Source organism: Fictibacillus nanhaiensis, from assembly GCF_049537595.1.
Classification (GTDB): domain Bacteria; phylum Bacillota; class Bacilli; order Bacillales; family Fictibacillaceae; genus Fictibacillus; species Fictibacillus nanhaiensis_F.
Genome location: NZ_JBMULM010000002.1, coordinates 399,539 through 419,610, shown reverse-complemented (window position 1 = coordinate 419,610; position 20,072 = coordinate 399,539). Strand labels below are relative to the sequence as shown.

Below are 20,072 nucleotides of genomic sequence, written 5' to 3'. Positions count from 1 at the left end.
CTAAGTTTTTGAGTTTCATACTGTTATCTTCTTCATTCCTTTTGCAACAAGGAAAATAGTATATGAAACCTTATGTTTCCAACAATTTATGGAAGGAAACCTCTTTTTGAAAATTCCATGTTGTAAACGATTACAACTTGAATTATAATGTGCTTATCGAAACGTTTCAACAATAATCTCAAAGAAAATTCGGGAATAATAAAAATTGATTGCTTTCACAGGCAAATTATAGGGGGAACTCACATGAAAAAACGTTGGTTTAAAAAATCGATGGTTACGTCAATGGTTGGTGCACTTGTACTATCCGGCGTCTTAGCTGGCTGCTCTTCAGGTTCAGAAGACGGAAAAACAACAATTACGGTTTGGGGAATGGGTGAAGAAGCAAAATCACTTCCTAAGATCGCTGAAGAATTTGAAAAAGAAAATCCAAAGATTGACGTTAAAGTACAAGCCCTTCCTTGGGATCAAGCACACGATAAGCTTTTAACAGCCGTTGCTTCTAAAAAAGGACCTGATGTTGTTCAGATGGGTACAACTTGGATTCCTGAGTTTGCATCCGCTGGAGCATTAAAAGATTTAACACCTCATGTTAAAGATTACCCGGAACTAGATCCAAAACATTTCTTTGAAGGTTCTGTTGAAACGACAAAGTTTGAAGACAAAATGGTTGGTGTACCTTGGTACGTAGATACTCGCTTGCTCTACTATCGTACAGACCTGCTCGAGAAAGCTGGATTTAAAGAAGCTCCAAAAACGTGGGACGAGTTGAAGGAAGCCGCTGATAAGCTAGCTGACCGTGGAAAAGGGAAATATGGAATTTCGATCGATGCTAAAGAACAAAGCTTGTCATTCATGTTCGCACGCCAAAACGGCGCTGAACTATTAGGACCTAACAATGAGCCTAAATTCAATGATCCTAAGTTCGTTGAAGCGGTTGAATACTTGAACAGCTTCTATGAAAGTGGAGCAGCTCCAAAAGAAGAACTAGGAATGGACATCGTTCAAGGTTTCCGTGGAGACGGGATCCTACCAATGTTCATCAGTGGTCCTTGGATGATCAAACTGATCAACGACCAAGCTCCTGAGCTTAAAGGTAAATGGGGTACGGCTGTTCTACCGACAAAAGAAAATAACATTTCAGCACTAGGTGGATCTAACCTTTCTGTATTTGAACATACGAAGCACGAAAAAGAAGCGTTAAAATTCGCAGCATATATGAGTAAGCCTGAAACACAATTAAAATGGATGGAGATGACGAATTCCCTTCCAGCAACACAAAAAGCATGGGAAGACGAAGCTCTTACTGGAAATGAATTTTACAAAGCGTTCGGTGAACAGATGAAAGCTTCACAACCGATGCCTGTTATTAAGCAATGGGAAGAAATCGCTCAATCTTATCTAAAGAGCTTTGAGAAGATCTACAGAGGCGGAGCAGACGTTCAGAAGGAATTAGATAACTTCGACAAAAAAGCTGAAGAGATCTTAAAGAAATAAATCCTGTTGATCCGGGGTATAACGAGCAGGTAATCCTGCTCGTTACCTTTTTATCATCAACACGGGTAACGATGAAGGATGTGAAAACATGAAAAGCTATTCAAAAACGACTCCTTACCTCTTCATTGGACCAGCACTTCTGTTATTGGCTTTATTCTCTCTTTTTCCCATTGTTCTTGCATTGGTGATTAGTTTTACAGATATTGACCTAGCTGGACTTGCAGACTATTCAAATATTAGCTTTATTGGAATCGAAAACTATATAAATATCTTTAAAGATCCTATTTTTCTAAAATCAATCGGCAACACTGTTTTTTATGTCGTATTTGGTGTTCCTCTCGTTATCGCTTGTTCACTTGGTATCGCCCTTTTGATTAACTTTGGTACAGCGCGTATCTTCAAGGCTTTTCGTCTTGTTTTTTATATGCCTTCGATCACAAACGTTGTAGCAGTAGCTGTAGTGTGGACGTACCTATACAACCCACAGTTTGGTCTGTTCAACTATCTGCTCGGTCTAGTCGGCATTCCTGCTATACCATGGTTACAAGACCCAACGATCGCAAAAGGATCATTGATCGCATTAGCTGTTTGGCGCGCGATCGGTGTAAACATGATTATTTTCTTAGCAGCTTTACAAGGTATTCCGAAAACGTATTATGAAGCAGCTCAATTAGACGGTGCGAACAACTGGAAACAGCTCACGAAGATTACGATTCCTCTTCTTCGTTATGCCATTTTCTTCGTGTCGATCACAACAATGATCGGATGGATTCAGTTCTTCGAGGAACCATTCGTTATGACGAACGGCGGACCGCTCGATAGCACCACTTCTGTCGCTCTCTTCATCTACCGCAACGGATTCCAGCTCAGCAACTTCGGTTATGCTGCTGCAGGATCATTTGTCCTGTTTGTAACCATTATCATCATCACGATGATTCAGTTCCGATTGCAAAAGAAAGATACCGATATTTAAGACGTGAGGTGAGAACATGAAAACAAAAGTATCTGATGCGAAGAAAGCATACAAAATTCAGCAATGGATCGCAGGAATCGTCTTAACGCTTGGCGGTCTTTTAGTAGCCATCCCTTTTATTTGGATGATCCTCTCTGCTTTCAAACCTGAAAGTGAAGTCCTTCAGCTCACACCGACTCTGTGGCCTGAAACCTTTACAACGGAGAACTTCGTCTACCTGTTTGAGAACATGAACTTTGGTGTTTATTTGCGAAATACGATCATCATCGTCCTCTGTTCTTTCGTCGGACTTTTCTTTAATGCGATGGCTGGATACGCGTTTGCGAAATACAAGTTTAAGGGAAGAGAAAAGCTTTTCTACCTTGTGTTAGCAACAATGATGATTCCAGGACAAGTAACGATGATCCCTGTTTATTTAATCTTAAACCAGATGGGCTTGACGAACACGATGGCTGGTGTAGTTCTGCCAGGATTAGTTGGTGCATTCAGCATCTTCTTGTTCCGTCAGTTCATGTCAACCATTCCTGATGAACTGCTTGAAGCAGCACGTTTGGATGGAGCAAGTGAGTTCCGTGTGTTCATGCAGCTTGTTCTACCTATTTCAAAACCGATCATGGCCGTTCAAGGAATTCTAACGTTTATCGCGGGCTGGAACAGTTTCTTATGGCCTTTGATCATCGCGAACGACGAAAGCTTGTACACGTTATCTGTTGGGTTAAGTCTTTTGAAAGGGCAATACGGAGGAAACTTTGCGTTACAGATGGCCGGATCAACGTTCATGGTTGTTCCAATCGTCATCATCTTCATCATCTTCCAGAAGCACATTATCGAAGGCTATACCATTTCAGGTATGAAATAGAAGGTTAACGTTAAAGAACCCTCGATTCGAATATGTAATCGGGGGTTCTTCTTGTTTTTATGTGTTTACTTCTTTGAGCTTGGTTTTCTTCATACACTCCCTGTTATCCATGTACGAAAAAAGAATTTTGTCGAAAAGCCTATAAATTATTTTGAAGACCTATAAATTATTTTGAAGACCTATAAAATTTCTTGAAGGACTATAAATCAAGAACTACGGCCTATAAACCAAAATGGATTGCCTACCATACTTCAAAATACCGCTCTCAATCCAGTACTCTTATCCCCAACCCTCAAGCTCTGACAATAAAATACCTTTTTTCTTTACTAATAAACCAAATTCATCTTCAAAACCCCTCAATGTTGTTATCGTCATATCCGAGAAAGAGAACTTATATATTCTTTCAAAATCTCCTTTAAGAGAAAAATAGATGCTCTCTTCTTCTGGACTAAAAATCATAGACAACTGGGTAGGATTGTCCCCTTCCCTTTGAATGGTTTGCTTCAGGATGGATAATCCTTGTTCAACGGAAAAGTTACCTCTTTTGTTTGCCAATTCACCATAAGCTAGGCGATAACGATCACTTCCTGGTCCTTGTAATGTATTATCTTCATGCTCCATCTCATCTCGAACTGAAAAATTTGTAAGAACCATAAAATTATCCTCTAGCTGATCTGTGTCTATATATTTTCTTCCAGGCTGTATTATGAATGACTTTTTGTTTGGCCCAACTATTAAACTTTGAACACTATAATCTGGAACATTTACGATTTCTTTTTCTTGAAGGTATGTAGGTAGCACTGACGTTTTTACTTTATCAGACAACACCTCATCAAATAGCCTCATCATATGAACGCTGTTTTTGTTTCTCTTATATTTGCCCTCTTCATTCGGGGTCACAATATGAAGGTTCATAAAGATACCCTTATTATTAAAGCCTATGGCTGGCAAGAAACGGCCGCCTTCTTTTTGGAGAATAATGAGCTGGTTGTCTCCTGATAAGGCCATTTTAATCGGTCGCTCAGACAGATCAAAGTTCATTCCAATATATGTCCGTTCTTCATGCAAAACAAAACTTGTACACATTTTTTCTTCACTTCCACTATGAATTTTGTAGCTGGATAAATGGGGAGTTCAACTGTCATAAAAAGAAATTCCACACAAAAATGCTGGACCCTTTTATTGTCTTTTACGGTACGTGTTTTTATTTTTCTTACACGTTCGCCGCTAAATGTTTGATTTTCACCGATAAACATCACGGTTTCCCTGATAAATTCATACTCACCACCTATGAATCACTCCTGACAACCGCTAACCTCCACACTTCCACCTGAAATCCTCAAAACAAGCTAGATCCAACAAAAAAAAACACCCTTATCCTTTTGGAGTCGGGTGCTGCATACAATTATTGAATTGAAAACTTTTCTTTTTTCAACAGATCCTCTGGTTTCTTACCGATCGGATCTTGGTGGAAGTAATCGCGAATCACACCATCTTTTAGATAGTTAGCGATCGATACCATGATCATTCCTTGATCGAGCGCGAGATATGCTTTGGCGATTTCGCCTGTTTCTACGTTTACAGAATCATAGAATCCGTACTCGCTATACGTATTGAACTCTTTTAATGCTTTAATGTTTTTTCGAACAGCAGTAGGATCATAGTCTAGTGCTAAGAAAGAAGCATGAGCCGTTACGGTCGCACCATCTTTGTATCCAGAAGTACCAAGTGGTGTTGCCGCGAACTCACTGTAACCATCTGGAGTTGCAGATGGAGAAAAGCCCCATGCTTTGTACCCTTTTTCTTCTGCAAAAGCTTGCTGTAATTCAACATGACGCTTGTTGTTTAGCCCAAGCGCATTCTTGCCAAGTTCTACCTCATTTAATACGATTCCTGGCATAAGGCTTTCAAACATGCTTCCGCCCCAGCTCGGAACAAATTTTACACCGTTGTATTCGTAATGCCCTTCAAAGACAGAAACGCCATCATATTCATGAGTTTCACCTTCTGGAATCTGTGCTTGCCAATCCCATTCTTTTGGCATCGTACGGTACATCTTCCACCAGTGATCGCTTGGCACATCGCCTTTACCGATTGATATGTAACTTGCTACACGTGGTTCTGTGTTAAATAAGCCATAGTGATGATCGGTTAACTTCCCTTGTGCAACATCATATCCCCCACGGAATTGTCCCACTTCTGGATCATATAGAGTCGTATAATTCATGTTTTCAACGAGCTTACTCGTTTGTGGATTCAGCTCATCATAAGCTTGTCCAACGACAATCAACCCTGCAGACAGCCAGCCGTTATCCACCTGGGAGATGAATTGTCCCCAATCCTTTTTAACGGAACCATCTTTTGTGTTGTACCAGTTATAGTATAAGCCATTCCACTTTTCAAGATTTTCAAGTGTATTCAACGTGATTTGTATACGTTTTACCGCTTCTTTTTTTGAGATGATTCCTAATTCTTGAGCAGAGATCGTACTCATCATATACATCCCAATATTAGTTGGAGATGTATGTGTTGCATCTTTTTTGCCCTCTGCTGTATATCGAGTCTCATCATAGGTCAAACCTGTTTTTGGATCAGTATGATCTTGATAAAACTTGTATGTCTTCTTAGCGATAGCTTTCAATTCCATTTGAAATGCATAATTTTTTCCCTTATCAGTGGCGAACGCTGATGATGTTATAAATACATTCGCAAACAAGCTGAACATCAATACAAAGCTTATGATTTTACTTTTTTTCATTGATGTGTTGCTCCTCTCCATAATTAGAAAATAAATAATCGAAACGTTTCACTAATAGTTTAGCATGTTTGATCGGAATAAATAAGGAGCATAAAAGCTTTTGCGTCAATGGTTGTATGCGTTTTCATAACAAACAGTAGAATGGTCGGAGAAAACTGATAATAATAGGAAATGAGCTATCTATTTAAGGAAAATAAAGGATAACGTTTTCTTTACGAGAAGAAAGTAGTAATAGAAGTAAAAAGGAGTTATAGCGATGTATAAGAAAACAGTTCTTGAAACACCCGTAGTAATGGATCGTCAGGAAATGAAGCTAGTCGGTTTGAGGGTTCTATGCGAGGGAGATCAATACATCCACGAGATACCGAATGCTTCGAAGACTCTGCATTCCCAACTACAGTCCATCCTGCATGTTGTGGACCCGTCAATTCAAATTGGCGCGTTCATTGTTGATGCTTCTACCGTTCAAGAGGATGGATACTGGGTCTGTGTGGAAGTAGAAAACTTCGAAAATGTTCCCGCTGGAATGATGACTTTAACTATTCCACCTCAAAGATATGCTAGCATCCAACATGTTGGAAGAAATGATGAAATTAAAGACACCTACGAAAGATTACATAAGTGGATTCAAAAGAATGGATACGTCAGGCTTCTAAACAACTGGCACATCGAGGTTTTCTATTCCTTTAATAATGTAGATCAATTAAAGATCGAATTGTACGATACCATTCAATAATACTAGGAGGTTACTATTATGAAAGAGAGATCTGATACTATGTCTGGCTATAAACCGATTCTAACGTCTATAGATACGGTTAAAAGTGTTATAAAAAGGATTGATGATTTTATCAATTTAAAAAGTGGAGTATTAGAATTATGAACTTTAAACAAAGTGAATCTCTCGAAATTCTAGAACGTACACCTGCCGTTTTGACTCACTTGTTATCTGGACTCTCTCATGAATGGTTAAGAAGCAATGAGGGTGGGAGTTCGTGGAATTCTCTTGAAGTTGTCGCTCACTTGATCGACTGTGAAAAGAGCAACTGGATACCGCGGATTAACAGCATTCTTTCAAGTCATGAGAATGAACCCCTTCCACCTTTTGATCGATTTTCTCATCTGGGAAAAGAAACAGGGATTGAAGAACTGCTGCGTGAATTTTTGCAGTGCCGCCAACAGAGCTTATACCAATTAGGGACTTTAAAAATTAGTTCCTTTGATTTAAATAAAACTGGACTACACCCCGAGTTTGGCTCTATTACCCTACAACAATTACTCTCAACTTGGACCGTTCATGATCTTACACACATCAACCAGATTACTAGGATTCTGTCTAAACGTTATGATTTGGATGTTGGTCCGTGGAAAACATACTTAAGCATACTCAAATAACGTTCCCCACGTGGGAGCTTTTTTTATTTTTACGCGGAGGAAAATAATGGATTATGTCGAATGATTATAGTTAACTTTATTAGATAAAAAAAGAGATAGCGAGATTTAGGGGGAAAATTTTATGTATTTACTAGTCCTTCGGCGCATTGTTTATTTTTTGATGCCGATCGTGGGTGTTTTTTTCATTGGTGCACTTCCTTACCTTTTCTTCAGCAATGTTCAAGGTATCGAAGCTGTTGCTCGTTTACTAGATTCTGGCGCACTCGAGAATGCACTCTTTTTAAACCAGGATTTAGGATTATTTTTCGAGCCTTATCTTGATAAGATATGGGAGCTGTTCATAAACCTCATAACGTTTTCAAACGTGACTTTTTATGAATATCAACAGGAGAAGTCACTATTCCCAACCATTTTAAAACCTTATTTTTATTCGATAAAACTAGTATTAGGTGCATTCTTTCTAGCCATAGCTTCATCAATCATACTAGCTTTGATCATCAAAATTTTACCTGACCGCATTCAAAAAGGAATTCGCTTCTTGTTTTTTTCACTCGAGTCCTTACCCGATATCTTTATCGTTGTTATCATCCAATATAGCATGATTCTGTATGTTAGAAATACGGGAAATCTCTTGTTCCCCATCGTACATAGCGATCAAAATCCTAGCTATTTCTTACCGATTTTTTGCTTGAGCATCTTGCCAGCTCTTTTCTTAATTAGAACGTTGCTGTTTTTACTCGATGATGAAGATTCAAAAACATATGTAGAATTTGCCCGCGCAAAAGGAATACGATATGCGCTGATCCTTTATATTCACATGCTAAGAAATTCACTTTTAAGTCTGTTCTATTATTCGAAGAACGTGTATTGGTTACTAATCTCTACACTCTTTATGGTAGAAACCATTATGGCGATTCCCGGTATCACTGATTTTATGCTAGATAACGGTCCTACGACACCGGATGTCATTACAGTTAGCGTTTTGCTCATGTTCGTTCCGTTTTATCTATTATTTACACTTTCCTCTTATGTACTAGAGTATAAGCTGGGACGTACTAATGAGGAGGTGGCGTAAGATGTCTGTATGGAGAAGTCCGTTATTTTTAAGTGGTTTTCTAATTATTGTTACCTTGTTTTTCGGAAGCATCATCTATTCACATTTTGTACCGAATGAAGAACAGCCAGTGATGCAAATTCGATTTGACGAACAGAAACAGCCTGTTGATTCAGCACCAATTGCTCCTTTTAAAGAAATGCCTTTTGGTACTGATCGGTTTGGTGTCAGCATCTTGCACAAGGTGATCGATGGAGCAAAGTATACATTAGGATTTGCATTCTTAGTCGCATTCGCTCGTCTTTTCTTCGGAACATTATTGGGATTAATCTTGAGTCAACTACCAAAATCTATACTTCGGGGTTCAAGCAAACTCTTTGAATCCTTTTATTATGCACCTGCAACCATTGTCGCCTATTTACTTATCTATCCTGTTCTCCAAATTTTCACATGGTCTGTACCGAAAGAACAGCAAACCATATTCTCTTTGCTGATTCTCATATTAATCGCAGTCCCTACCGTGATGGTAACAGTAGCCAACGAAACGTCAAAGTTTTTAGAGAATGAATTTATATCTTCCGTTAAAGTTCTTGGTGGAGGCAGAATTCACAAGCTCCGGAAACACGTATTACCTTATCTAAAACCGCGATTAAGCATTCTATACAGCCAACAGCTAATCGCAACGCTACTACTGGCAGCACATCTTGGCATTTTACAAGTTTTTATTGGTGGAACTGACTTTATCACTCTCGATCCACTAGAAAATAATACGGTGCCTGTTGCTATGATCAATGAATGGTCGAGCATGATCGGTGCTAACTACTATCAAATTCGTGGTGATCGCTGGATCGTATTTGCTCCACTTGCTGGATTTGCAATTACCATTCTCGCGTTGAACTTTATGGTTGAAGCCATGAAACGCCAATACCTCGCAAAAGGTGCTTACACGAAAAGAACAAGAAGAGTAAGAAAGACAAAAACTCCTGTACAAGTTAAGAAATTGTCTCAAGAGCAGTTTGATAGGATTATGAAAACAGGAACGGACAATTAATGTATAAGAAGGACTCGATGAGGCAAGGATTTACCTTATCGAGTCTTTTATCATTTGTCATGTTTTTTGTTCTTTTTGAATAAAGGAGTATTACACAATAAAAAGGAGTGAACGCTTTGAGCGAAGCAGACCTTAACGTCATTTTTTATACCTTATTCCTTCTACTCGGGTTACCGATCAGCTATAAATACGCAAAGTTTACTGTCACACATACGGGTATGGTACTTCCCCACTTCTTTGTCAGCCTAATGCTTAACTTATGCATAGGTACAGTAGGCATTGTAGGATGGATTTTCTTTTCTGTAAAAATCTCTAGAGCATTTACAATCGGTGGTATCTATTTAGGGGCATGGATCATTTCAATAAGTCTAGTCACCTTGTTAGTCCTTCTCCTAGTAAAACGTAAATCAATGATACAAAGCTTTCACTATCTTTCATCCAAATAAAAAAAACCTTCCGCGTTCAGGAAGGTGTTTGCTTCTTTATGCCTTGATACTCTCCTTCTCGAGATCTGATGCTGGACCAAAGAACTCAAAATGAATGTTCTCTTTTGGTACATTCAACTCTAGAAGAGCTGTATTTATCACCTGCATAAATGGAATCGGGCCACAGAAATAATATTCTGCATCATCTCTTATTGGTAGAATCTCTTTCAACCAAGCTTGATCCACGTAACCAGTCTTTGTATAGTCTAGATCTTCGTCTAATGGACTTTCATACACAAAATGTGTAGTGATATGATCTGAAGCTTCTGCAATTTCTTGAACTTCTTTCTTTAAAGCGTGTGCTTGGCCGTTGATTGCAGCATGAACAAATGTGATTTTTCGTTCTGGCTGTTCACTTGCTACAGTTTTCAGCATACTCACCATAGGAGTTAAGCCTACACCACCACTAATAAGTACTACCTGCTTTTCACTGGTTGTATTTAAATAAAAATCACCTGCTGGAGCGCTCAAATGAAGGATGTCTCCTTCTTTAACACTCTCGTGCAAATAAACGGAAACTATTCCGTCTACTGCATTTCTACCGCTTTCTTTTTTTACAGAGATGCGATAGCTGCTTTTCCCTGTAGCATCAGACAAGCTATACTGTCTAATATGTGTGTTTTCCTGACCTGGTATATCCATTTTGACACTCACATATTGGCCGGGCTTAAATTTTGCAAGTGCTTTTTTATCTTCTGGCTCTAAATAAAAAGACGTGATTACAGAGCTTTCTTCTACTTTACGTGCTACTACAAAAGGTCTGAACCCTTCCCATCCCGCATCCTCATACATGTTACGTTCAATCCCAATAAAGACATCCGCAATTACACCATACGCTTCTGCCCAAGCATTGATGATCTCATCTGTTGCAGCATCACCAAGAACATCTTTTATAGCTAGAAGCAAGTTTTCACCGACCACAGGATAGTGCTCTGGCTTCACGCCTAGACTACGATGTTTATGGGCAATTCCTTTTACGACCGGAATGATGGCTTCAAGCTTATCAATATTAGCTGCTGCTGCGTATACTGCGTTTGCTAATGCAGCTTGCTGACGTCCTTTTTTCTGGTTTGCATGGTTAAATATATTCAAAAGCTCTGGATGCTTCTGAAACAGCAATTCATAAAAACGGGAAGTAATCGCTTCTCCGTGTACTTGCAAAACAGGTACGGTTGACTTAATAATTTCAATGGTTCTTTGTTGTAACATGTCAATTCCCCCTTATATTCTTACTACAACTCTATCGTAAAAGAATGGTAAAAGAGAATGTGTGATTTGAATCACTTTTCCTTAGGATTTTTTGTGAACATAAATAGTGCTATTTTCTTAGCCACATTTCTGCCTTTTGATTCATTTCCTTCTGAAGTCCCGCAGAATTCTTCAAGTCATCTAATGCTTCTTTTGCGTATTGTCTCGGAAAGATCTTATACAATGATCGTTTAAAGTCAGCTCCATCCTGCGGTTCCTTATAATGTGAGATCACATACTTTCCGTCTTTACTCTTAAGTTTGATTACGGCTGGAACGGAATGGCCGGACTGACCTTCTGCCTCTGTTGATTTGTTAAATCCCTGAAACAATGAGTAAAGATAGATAGATGTCATTTCCCCTGTTTCTTTCGCTCCATAGATCTTATGAACTTCAAACTGTTTATCCGATTCAGGATATACGCCTTCATAATGCTGGATGATGTAATCCGAGATTAACTCATTCATTTCAGAAGTTACTTTTACTTCATTAGAGGAGTGGAATGAAGTACACCCCATTAATAAGAAAAGCATGCTCCAAGTGATCAACGTCATTCTTACTATATTAGGTAACATTCATACCACCGCTTTCTTTACGTTAAATCTTGCCCCCAAAACGATTGTAAAAGAACCATGTATAGAGTAAGCAGCACAGAAATGATCATAAAGATAACTGAAATGAATCGGTAGTCATCCACTTTAGAGAGCGTGATTCCATAAACAGTCATTGCAAGTATCGTTGCTGGATAATACACAAAAAACATAGGATAAAACGTCAACGGGCCTAAAAACAACCCTAAAACAGCAAACTGAACACAAAATGCTAAGATTGAAAATAAAACCCACTTCTCTTTTCCTTTTGTTTTAATGGCACCGATTAAAGACATTAAACCTGCTCCAAGTACAATTATTATTAACGTCCACTCATATAGAAAGAACAGATTCTCATGATTTACTGCAAAATAATAACCCACCATTAATACAGGAAATATAGTAAGCATCAGATACGAACTTCTCTTTACATATTGATCGCTATCCAATTAACACTCCCCCTTTTTAAATAGCTTTCCCTACAATATTACCATTTTATGGTTCGTTTTCACTCAGTTCTTTTCAAACTATTCAAACGATTTTATAATAATATGATACTATTGAAAGATACAAAACTTCACAAAGTGAATAAACATTGTTCAGGAGTTGGCAAAGAGATGAGACGATCATTAATCACCTATAAAGAAAAATCTGTCCACCTTACTGAATGGGGTAAAGCCCACAACCCAACCATTGTTTGCTTACATGGCTTAGGAAGTACAAGTCTTAGCTTTCTAGAAGTAGCCGAGGAATTACAGAAGGACTTTAAAATCATTGCGTTCGATGCGCCTGGACACGGGAAGTCTGAGCCCTTTGACAAAGCTGTAGATTATGAGATGTCTAGACTCGTTGATTGGCTTCATGGTTTGTTCGCACACTTAAATGTAAGCGATTTCTATCTCTTATCCCACTCATGGGGAAGTTTTCTAGCTCTTCACTATTTGGTTCGTTATCCTGAACATGTCTTGGATACGATATTAATCGATGGCGGCTATCAAACAAAGCGTATCTGGTCTTCCTCTCTAGAAGAAGAAATGGATCATTATGAAAAAGATTTTGATGAGTACGTGTTCGATTCATGGTATGACTTTTTTCTAGCTGAAAAAGAAAACTATTTGATGTGGTCACCGTTAAAAAATATCGCAGTTCGTGATCTAGGTATCGAAAGAGAAGGTAAAGTTTGCTGGCATGCAAAAGGTGAAACTGCCCGTCATATTATTCGTGGCATGCATCTAAACGAAACAGAAGATATCTATCATCTTCTTCCACCAGGTATCACTTTACTTGTCGCCACCGTACCTGAGCGATTGTCTGAAATGAGATTGCAGACCGCTGAAACGTTTAGAAATAACGCAAACGGTGAACTACATATAGTGCCAAACACGACACACTTGTTGCACTGGGACAGACCCTGCATAGTAATCGATGTAGTTTTATCAAAATGGCTAAAAAAATCGGAGGTTAAATGATGGCATACCTACTCGTATATTTTTATAAATTAAAACCTGAAGTGAAAGAAAAGTTTCTTGAAATATCATCGAGATCGAATAAAAAATTTCAAGAATACGGGGGTGTGACAGAACAAATTTTCAAATTGTCCACATCACCAAAAAATTATGGATTCTCCTCTATTTCTGAAAAACTGCAAGTTGATGAAGGTGAAGAACTCTGGATCGGCCTTCTTCGTTTTCAATCTGAAGAACATGCACGCATGACGATGGAAGACTTCGACCAAGATCCAGAGATGAAGGCGCGATTAGACGAATTTGTCACACATGTAGCACCTCTTGAAAAGTTAGTTTTTGGTGAGTTTGTTTCTGAAACTGAGGCAGTGACCGTATAGTAGAAGGTGTGGCAGAATCCATAAGATGAATAAAAAATGCATCTCCTTGCTAAAAGGAGATGCTTAACCAAACTCTTTTTGATGTGCTTTTTTCATCTTCAGATATTCTTCATCTGTTCGCGCTAATTTCCACTTCTCCTCAAAAATTGCGGCTGACTTTGCTTTCACGGGATCAATCTTCCGTTTATTCACTTCACCCTCCTCATTGTATTTTCTTCCGCCTTTATAGTTCGTGTATCGTCTTGCTCGTGTATACCCCATCTGAAGAAACTTTCTAGCCATATCTGCTCCCACAAAGTCCTTATTTTTCTTATAGTCTAGAAACTGTTCGTAGATTTTTTCTGATGACTTTTTAGCTTCTTCAGGGGTCTTAAAGCGCCAATGCGGCAAGATCTCACTCTTATAAGGTTCCACTAATAATACCCCTTGCTCACCACGTCCTACACGATACTTTTCAGGATGTTTTCGAAAATCAATATTATCAAAGTCAAGATCGTAATCAAATGCCATTTCTTTTCCTCCTTTTTGTTATCGTTACCCTAAAAGAAAGAAATCAAAAATAAAGAGTGTTTTCGTAATCGTTCGAGAACAGCCTTTAGATAACAACAAAAATAAAAAAGAATTTGGTATAAGAAAAAGATCCGCTACTTCTTAAAAGAAACAACGGATCTATTACTCTTTACTGAACAACCTCATACAAACTCTCGGATGCTCCTTCTATAAATGGACATGGTTTCCCTGAATAAAAAACGGTTAACTCATGCATCGCTCGTGTACAAACTGTATAAAACAATTTACGTTCTCGCTCGAGTTGATAACCTGATGCATCAAATATCGTTACTGCGTCAAACTCGATTCCCTTGGCTAAATAGGACGGGATGACGATTACTCCTTTTTGAAAAGAAGCATCCTCATCAATCATGAGCCTCACATCTAGGTTACCTTTCAGTTTCTCATAAACCGCTTTGCTCTCTTTAGCCGATCGGCAGATCACCGCTATCGTTTCATGGCCTTTGTTCAACCAATTCCCTACAAGATCCTTCACCTGATCAAGATGATCCTCTTCACTTTCTACTGCTGCAATAACGGGTTTTTCACCTGAACGATTAAACGGAATAATCTCGCTTCCGTCTTTCAAGAGACTTTTCGTAAACTCTACAATTTCTTTTGTAGAGCGATAACTTCTTTGCAAAGTAATCGTTTCGGGATTCTTCTTGTTTAATAAGTTTTTGAGCATACTGAACGTTTCATCTGACGCATGTGCATAGATCGATTGGTTTAAGTCACCTAAAATCGTTAAGTTTGCTCTTGGGAAAATACGCTGAATAAATGCAAACTGAAACGGTGAGAAATCTTGTGCTTCGTCAATAAAAACATGACGAACTACTGCATTCGATTGAAAACCTACTAATAATTCTTTTACATATAAGAGCGGAGTAGCGTCTTCATTCGCTAAATGGTTTTGTTTCAGATTAAACAATGTTTGATTGCAGATTTCGTTCCAAGTATTCACGTCCTCCATCAATCGTGTATTTTTCTGAAACAACTTAGCATACAAGCTCTTTATATCAATAAACGAAAACTGTTCGATGCTCTCTCTAAGTGATTTAAAGGCAATTCGCGTCACATAAGCCGATAGCACCTTTTGTTCACTCGAAAGATCGTTGAATGAGTCAGCTCCGTATTTATTGCGCTCCTCTAACTTCTCATATAGCCTTGTATATACATTTCTATCAAGAAGCTGTATCTCTTTTTCAACCCATGGTTTCTTGCGTTCTCTTCGTTCTATTTTCTTCAGCTCTTCTAAGATCCAAGCCACCGTCTTTTTCATTCGATAGGGAACGGTTTCTTTCTGGTCAAGAGAATAGAAGTATTCACTGATCTGTTTAGAACGAATCACAATACGGTCTCGAAATCTCACATTTAAAAATGGTATGCCGGATGTACTTAACTTCTCAGCATAGCGATGAATCGCTTCTAGAAATTCAACAGAGGCTTTAAACTGTATTGCTTCTACACGCTTTGAATTTTCTCGTTCAGATAAAAGCTCCTCCATCTGCTCAAAAGGGGTCTCGATTGAGTAGTCTCCTCCTAAGTGGTGCTCCACATAAGCATGAAAAGTGGTTTGTTCCATGTTCTCCTCGCCCAGTTCTGGCAATACGTTTGCTACATAACTATTGAACATGTTGTTTGGTGAAAATAAAACGACATGGTGCGACTGAATCGTTTCTCGATCTCGGTACAACAGAAAGGCTACACGCTGAAGAGCTGCTGATGTCTTCCCGCATCCAGCTGCACCTTGAACAACAAGTAAATCACTTGCTGTATTTCGTATGATTGCATTTTGTTCTTTTTGAATTGTCGCAACTATGCTTTTCATTTGTGTATTCGCTTGGTTGCCTAATACGTGCTGTAACAATTCGTCACCGATCGCTTCCCCCGTATCAAACATTCCTGTTATATGAGCATTCTTAATCATAAATTGCCGTTTAAGTTCGAGCTCTCCTTCAATGGTACCACTCGGCGCACGAAAATCAGCTTTGCCGAGAGAGTGATCATAGTATAGACTCGAAATTGGTGCACGCCAATCATGAACAAGGAACGTGCTTGAAGGTTCATCGTAATAGGATGCTATTCCGATATAGACTTGTTCTATTTCCTCTTCTCCGTCTTCTTTAAAATCGATTCGACCAAAGTAAGGGGAACTTTTTAATTTTTCATATGTTTTAAGTCGAGCTTCAGCAGAAGTATGACTTCGTTCGATCTCAGACAATAACTCTGACTGCTGTTTGATGCTAGCGGCCGTTTCAATTGCATCGTCAGCATCTTCTAAATTCACTGTAACATCAGACCAAAAATTCTTTCTGATTTGGACAACATCTGCCTTCTTTCCTCCGAGATGATCTTGAAGTTTATCTGTTGCATCAGAAAGTTTATGAATTACTTGATCTACACGCTTTTGTTCATTTCGTTGTTCCTGATCCCATGTTGTCATCCGATTTCCCCCTACAAAAAAATTTATTAGTTAATCGTTGACACACGTTCCTGTTTTATCGTATAATAAAATTAGGAACAATTATAAAATAAATTAAGTGGCTGGTGCGTCTTTTCTATAATAGCATATTTCTATATATAAAGTACATATATAAAAACAGTGAATCCCTTAAAAGGTTTTCACTGTTTTTTTTTTAAAAATTTTATGTTTGTTTAGCTGTTTGATTTTCGATGATTCTTTTTATCGCATGCATTTGTCCAAGGTGGTAAGTTTCGTGAAAAACAGTGAAATTTACAAGTTCACCAAAAGTAGTGAAATTGAATACTGGTTTCTCCAACTTTTCATTTAACCTTTCTGCCGGTATCGCCTTCATGCGAACTAACTGTTCTTCTAACTGCTGTTTAAGTTCTTTTAGAGTAGGAACTTCACCTTTCCAATCAGCAGGGCTTGTCCCTCTATTAAATAGCTCAACATATTGCTTTGGCAGGTTTGAAGAATGTTCCGGAAACCCAAACATAAAATATTCTGCAGTCGTGAGGACGTGACCAATATGCCAGCGGATATTATTATTGAACCCATCTGGTTGAATATCTACTGCTGAAGCATCTATCCCATCCAATTGCTTCAGAAAGAAGCTTCTTGCTAGTTCAAAATTTTGAAATGTTAATTGATTCATAATAAACCTCCTCAGAATTTGCTCTTTTCACCATTCATCATACGTATACACTCACTAGAAGACAAACGTTATGCCCCTTAATAATTTGTTTTATCGATAATTATTATGAATGGGATTGAATAGATCTTCTTCCGTTTTACGTACAACTGAAAAATGATCTACATTATAATGACCATGCAAAATTTTGTTATGATGACTTACAATTTGTTCTGCTTTTAAAACTTCTGTATCTGAAGTTGAGTGCCCATCTTCGACAAGCGTGACATCGAAGCCTGAGACAGTCGCAAACCGCACAGCTGTATCGATGCAGTGTTCCGTTTTACAACCCATAATAACCAGATGGGCAATTTTTTCTTCTTTTAAATATTTCATTAAAGGTGTGTTGTAAAAAGCATTCGTTGCTTGCTTATCAAAAACTTCAGCATCCTCTGGAACATTAATTGCAGAATGAACCTCAAAACCTGCTCCATTTCCCTCAGAAACATCTACGTCTCTAACAAAAACAATTGAAGCTATTGCTTGCTTCGCTTTTTCAATAACAACATTAATGTTTTGAAGCAATCTTTCACTGTTATAAACGGCTTGTTCTTTTTCGTTTCCATCAATCAGTTCTTGCTGTGCATCAATTACCAACAATGCATGTTTCAAATGACCCGCTCCTTTTTTCCATGATCACATTACTACTTCTTCCTGAAGCACAAAATACCTTGTAGCTTGAAATATTTATCATCTTAATTGGTTAATACTAACAAAGCAGGGATTTTTTACGGTTGCGAAAAACATGAAATTATCTAATAATAGTAAGGTTCAACAAGTGAGTTATTTAGGAGGAAAAGAAAAATATGAAGTACATCATCTTTCTGGCTGGAGTGGTAGCGGTTTTCTTGTTAGCCTTTCTTGTCAGTAATGATCGCAAAAAGATCAAATACAAGCCGATCCTAGTGATGCTTGGATTACAACTTATCCTTACATACTTTCTATTAAATACAGGCGTAGGCCTTGTCATTATAAAAGGTATCTCTAAACTGTTCGAGAAGTTGTTAAGCTACGCAGGTGCTGGGGTTGAATTCGTGTTCGGCGGTCTAGCGAACGAAGCCGCAATGCCCTTTTTCTTAACTGTTTTATTACCAATCGTGTTTATTTCTGTATTGATCGGGATCTCACAGCACTTCAGAATCCTTCCATTCATTATCAAGTGGATTGGTTTTGCGCTGAGTAAGGTAAACGGCTTGGGAAGACTTGAGTCTTACAATGCAGTCGCTTCTGCTGTTTTTGGCCAATCAGAAGTATTTATCTCAGTAAAAAAATTATTAGGACACCTACCAAAGCATCGCTTATATACGCTTTGTACATCTGCCATGTCAACTGTTTCCGCTTCAATTCTTGGAGCATACATGGCCATGATTGATCCAAAGTATGTGGTAACTGCACTCGTGCTTAACTTATTCGGTGGATTCATCATCGCCAACATCATCAATCCTTATGAAGTTACTGAAGATGATGACATCATTGAAATCGAAGAAGAAAAACAAACCTTTTTCGAGATGCTTGGTGAGTACATCATGGACGGCTTTAAGGTTGCTGTGATCGTCGGTGCCATGCTTCTTGGATTTGTAGCATTAATCGCATTAATTAATGATGTGTTTGATATGATTTTCGGGATTACGTTCCAAACAATGCTCGGATATGTATTTGCTCCAGTTGCATTTTTAGTTGGTATCCCTTGGACAGAAGCTGTTTCTGCAGGTACGATCATGGCAACCAAACTTGTTTCGAATGAATTTGTAGCTATGATCGATTTAGCCAAATATGCGAAAGACATGTCTGATCGAACGGTTGGGATCGTTTCTGTTTTCCTTGTTTCATTCGCCAATTTCTCTTCAATCGGTATCATTACTGGTGCTGTTAAAGGTCTACACGAAGAACAAGGTAATACAGTTGCTCGTTTTGGATTAAAGCTTTTATATGGTGCTACATTAGTAAGTATCTTATCTGCTGCAATTGCAGGTCTGTTTCTATAAGAAAATCAAAAAAGAAGCCCAGGAAGAAGCCTCGGCTTCTTTTTTGTATCCACCTATAAAAAAAGCTGTCTCTTTAAGAGACAGCAATATCAACTATTATTGAAGTTCTGATGCAAATTGACCAGGGATCAACTTTAATTTTTCGTGAACGGAATTTAACTTTTCTTCAAAGCCTGTGAATAACTCGTCAGCTTCAGTTGCTTTAGCTTCATCTTCTAAGCCAGCTACACGAGCTTCATAAGATTTTTTAAGCTCTTCAAGAGAACCTTTTACAGCTTCTTGGTTTTCTTTTGATAGATCTGATGGTACTTCAATGGATGGAATCTCTGCAACTGCTTTTTCACCACTTGCTTTTGCATCTGCTTTTAATTTATCAAGCTCTGCTTGCGGAAGTGCTTCTTCGCCTTCTTTTTCAAGACCTGCAGCATATGCGTTGAATGGAGCGTGATATCCACGAAGCTGGTTCATAAGATCACCTTCAAAGTTAAGAAGTGTGATTTTTTCAGCATTTCCATCTTCTTTCTTTTCTGCAGCCGCTGGCTTAGCCTCTTCTTTTGGTTTCTCTTCTTCCTTGCTGCAACCTACGCTAAGCGCAAGAACAGCAGCCGCTGTTACCGCTAAAAACTTTTTCATC

General features: G+C 38.4%; 22 protein-coding genes. 12 read left to right on the top strand and 10 right to left on the bottom strand.

Annotation, left to right across the window (positions count from 1 at the left end):
* Positions 1-243: 243 nt before the first annotated feature.
* The 3 genes from ACOZ9X_RS13445 to ACOZ9X_RS13435 all read left to right on the top strand — a co-directional run bounded on the left by ACOZ9X_RS13445 (position 244) and on the right by ACOZ9X_RS13435 (position 3,326).
* A complete protein-coding gene (locus ACOZ9X_RS13445) occupies positions 244-1,494 on the top strand; it encodes a sugar ABC transporter substrate-binding protein (protein ID WP_423418622.1) in 1,251 nt (416 codons plus the stop codon).
* Positions 1,495-1,582: 88 nt separating this feature from the next.
* Positions 1,583-2,467 carry a carbohydrate ABC transporter permease gene (locus ACOZ9X_RS13440; protein ID WP_066392036.1) on the top strand — a complete coding sequence of 295 codons (885 nt, stop codon included), beginning with the start codon at positions 1,583-1,585 and terminating at the stop codon, positions 2,465-2,467.
* A gap of 16 nt (positions 2,468-2,483) precedes the next feature.
* Positions 2,484-3,326, top strand: a complete 843-nt coding sequence (locus ACOZ9X_RS13435; protein WP_144702162.1) for a carbohydrate ABC transporter permease — start codon at positions 2,484-2,486, stop codon at positions 3,324-3,326.
* Between the two features lie 279 nt (positions 3,327-3,605).
* Here the strand turns inward: ACOZ9X_RS13435 and ACOZ9X_RS13430 are convergent, their stop codons facing one another.
* Together ACOZ9X_RS13430 and ACOZ9X_RS13425 are read right to left on the bottom strand one after the other, a co-directional pair.
* Positions 3,606-4,412: a hypothetical protein gene (locus ACOZ9X_RS13430; RefSeq protein WP_423418621.1), complete on the bottom strand. Its 807-nt coding sequence runs from the start codon at positions 4,410-4,412 to the stop codon at positions 3,606-3,608.
* 319 nt (positions 4,413-4,731) lie between these two features.
* On the bottom strand, positions 4,732-6,084 hold the full coding sequence (locus ACOZ9X_RS13425) for a glucoamylase family protein (protein ID WP_423418620.1): 1,353 nt from the start codon (positions 6,082-6,084) through the stop codon (positions 4,732-4,734).
* Between the two features lie 256 nt (positions 6,085-6,340).
* Here ACOZ9X_RS13425 and ACOZ9X_RS13420 point away from each other — a divergent pair, with 256 nt between their 5' ends.
* The 6 genes from ACOZ9X_RS13420 (at position 6,341) to ACOZ9X_RS13395 (ending at position 10,027) form a co-directional block, all read left to right on the top strand.
* Complete coding sequence (locus ACOZ9X_RS13420) at positions 6,341-6,820, top strand: GyrI-like domain-containing protein (protein WP_423418619.1); 480 nt, start codon at positions 6,341-6,343, stop codon at positions 6,818-6,820.
* A gap of 18 nt (positions 6,821-6,838) precedes the next feature.
* Entirely contained in the window at positions 6,839-6,964 is a 126-nt protein-coding gene (locus ACOZ9X_RS13415; RefSeq protein ID WP_423418618.1) for a hypothetical protein, read from the top strand.
* A complete protein-coding gene (locus ACOZ9X_RS13410; protein WP_423418617.1) occupies positions 6,961-7,476 on the top strand; it encodes a DinB family protein in 516 nt (171 codons plus the stop codon). The genes ACOZ9X_RS13415 and ACOZ9X_RS13410 overlap by 4 nt, the downstream gene beginning before the upstream one ends.
* A gap of 121 nt (positions 7,477-7,597) precedes the next feature.
* A complete protein-coding gene (locus ACOZ9X_RS13405; protein WP_423418616.1) occupies positions 7,598-8,551 on the top strand; it encodes an ABC transporter permease subunit in 954 nt (317 codons plus the stop codon).
* A gap of 1 nt (position 8,552) precedes the next feature.
* Entirely contained in the window at positions 8,553-9,581 is a 1,029-nt protein-coding gene (locus ACOZ9X_RS13400) for a hypothetical protein (RefSeq protein ID WP_423418615.1), read from the top strand.
* Positions 9,582-9,697: 116 nt separating this feature from the next.
* Positions 9,698-10,027, top strand: coding sequence for a hypothetical protein (locus ACOZ9X_RS13395; protein ID WP_423418614.1), 330 nt, complete (start codon positions 9,698-9,700; stop codon positions 10,025-10,027).
* 36 nt (positions 10,028-10,063) lie between these two features.
* On the opposite strand, the gene hmpA is transcribed toward ACOZ9X_RS13395, so the two are convergent.
* The 3 genes from hmpA to ACOZ9X_RS13380 all read right to left on the bottom strand — a co-directional run bounded on the left by hmpA (position 10,064) and on the right by ACOZ9X_RS13380 (position 12,352).
* Entirely contained in the window at positions 10,064-11,275 is a 1,212-nt protein-coding gene (gene hmpA / locus ACOZ9X_RS13390) for an NO-inducible flavohemoprotein (protein ID WP_423418613.1), read from the bottom strand.
* A gap of 109 nt (positions 11,276-11,384) precedes the next feature.
* Positions 11,385-11,888: a hypothetical protein gene (locus ACOZ9X_RS13385; RefSeq protein ID WP_423418612.1), complete on the bottom strand. Its 504-nt coding sequence runs from the start codon at positions 11,886-11,888 to the stop codon at positions 11,385-11,387.
* A gap of 17 nt (positions 11,889-11,905) precedes the next feature.
* On the bottom strand, positions 11,906-12,352 hold the full coding sequence (locus ACOZ9X_RS13380; RefSeq protein WP_423418611.1) for a hypothetical protein: 447 nt from the start codon (positions 12,350-12,352) through the stop codon (positions 11,906-11,908).
* 168 nt (positions 12,353-12,520) lie between these two features.
* On the opposite strand from ACOZ9X_RS13380, the gene ACOZ9X_RS13375 reads away from it, so the two are divergent.
* Both ACOZ9X_RS13375 and ACOZ9X_RS13370 read left to right on the top strand, forming a co-directional pair.
* Positions 12,521-13,372 carry an alpha/beta fold hydrolase gene (locus tag ACOZ9X_RS13375; protein WP_423418610.1) on the top strand — a complete coding sequence of 284 codons (852 nt, stop codon included), beginning with the start codon at positions 12,521-12,523 and terminating at the stop codon, positions 13,370-13,372.
* Entirely contained in the window at positions 13,369-13,746 is a 378-nt protein-coding gene (locus ACOZ9X_RS13370; RefSeq protein WP_416730898.1) for a DUF1428 family protein, read from the top strand. Before ACOZ9X_RS13375 ends, ACOZ9X_RS13370 begins: the two co-directional genes overlap by 4 nt.
* Positions 13,747-13,809: 63 nt before the next feature.
* On the opposite strand, the gene ACOZ9X_RS13365 is transcribed toward ACOZ9X_RS13370, so the two are convergent.
* The 4 genes from ACOZ9X_RS13365 to ACOZ9X_RS13350 all read right to left on the bottom strand — a co-directional run bounded on the left by ACOZ9X_RS13365 (position 13,810) and on the right by ACOZ9X_RS13350 (position 18,065).
* The gene (locus ACOZ9X_RS13365; protein WP_423418609.1) at positions 13,810-14,256 is read right to left on the bottom strand and encodes a DUF4385 domain-containing protein; all 447 of its coding nucleotides are present in this window, start codon (positions 14,254-14,256) and stop codon (positions 13,810-13,812) included.
* A 169-nt stretch (positions 14,257-14,425) separates the two neighbouring features.
* Positions 14,426-16,741, bottom strand: a complete 2,316-nt coding sequence (gene helD / locus ACOZ9X_RS13360; protein WP_423418608.1) for an RNA polymerase recycling motor HelD — start codon at positions 16,739-16,741, stop codon at positions 14,426-14,428.
* A 202-nt stretch (positions 16,742-16,943) separates the two neighbouring features.
* Positions 16,944-17,417: a DinB family protein gene (locus ACOZ9X_RS13355; RefSeq protein ID WP_423418607.1), complete on the bottom strand. Its 474-nt coding sequence runs from the start codon at positions 17,415-17,417 to the stop codon at positions 16,944-16,946.
* 90 nt (positions 17,418-17,507) lie between these two features.
* The gene (locus tag ACOZ9X_RS13350) at positions 17,508-18,065 is read right to left on the bottom strand and encodes a cysteine hydrolase family protein (RefSeq protein ID WP_423418606.1); all 558 of its coding nucleotides are present in this window, start codon (positions 18,063-18,065) and stop codon (positions 17,508-17,510) included.
* A 194-nt stretch (positions 18,066-18,259) separates the two neighbouring features.
* Here ACOZ9X_RS13350 and ACOZ9X_RS13345 point away from each other — a divergent pair, with 194 nt between their 5' ends.
* Entirely contained in the window at positions 18,260-19,438 is a 1,179-nt protein-coding gene (locus ACOZ9X_RS13345) for a NupC/NupG family nucleoside CNT transporter (RefSeq protein WP_423418605.1), read from the top strand.
* Positions 19,439-19,534: 96 nt separating this feature from the next.
* On the opposite strand, the gene ACOZ9X_RS13340 is transcribed toward ACOZ9X_RS13345, so the two are convergent.
* Positions 19,535-20,071, bottom strand: coding sequence for a hypothetical protein (locus tag ACOZ9X_RS13340; RefSeq protein WP_137790304.1), 537 nt, complete (start codon positions 20,069-20,071; stop codon positions 19,535-19,537).
* Position 20,072 lies beyond the last annotated feature (1 nt).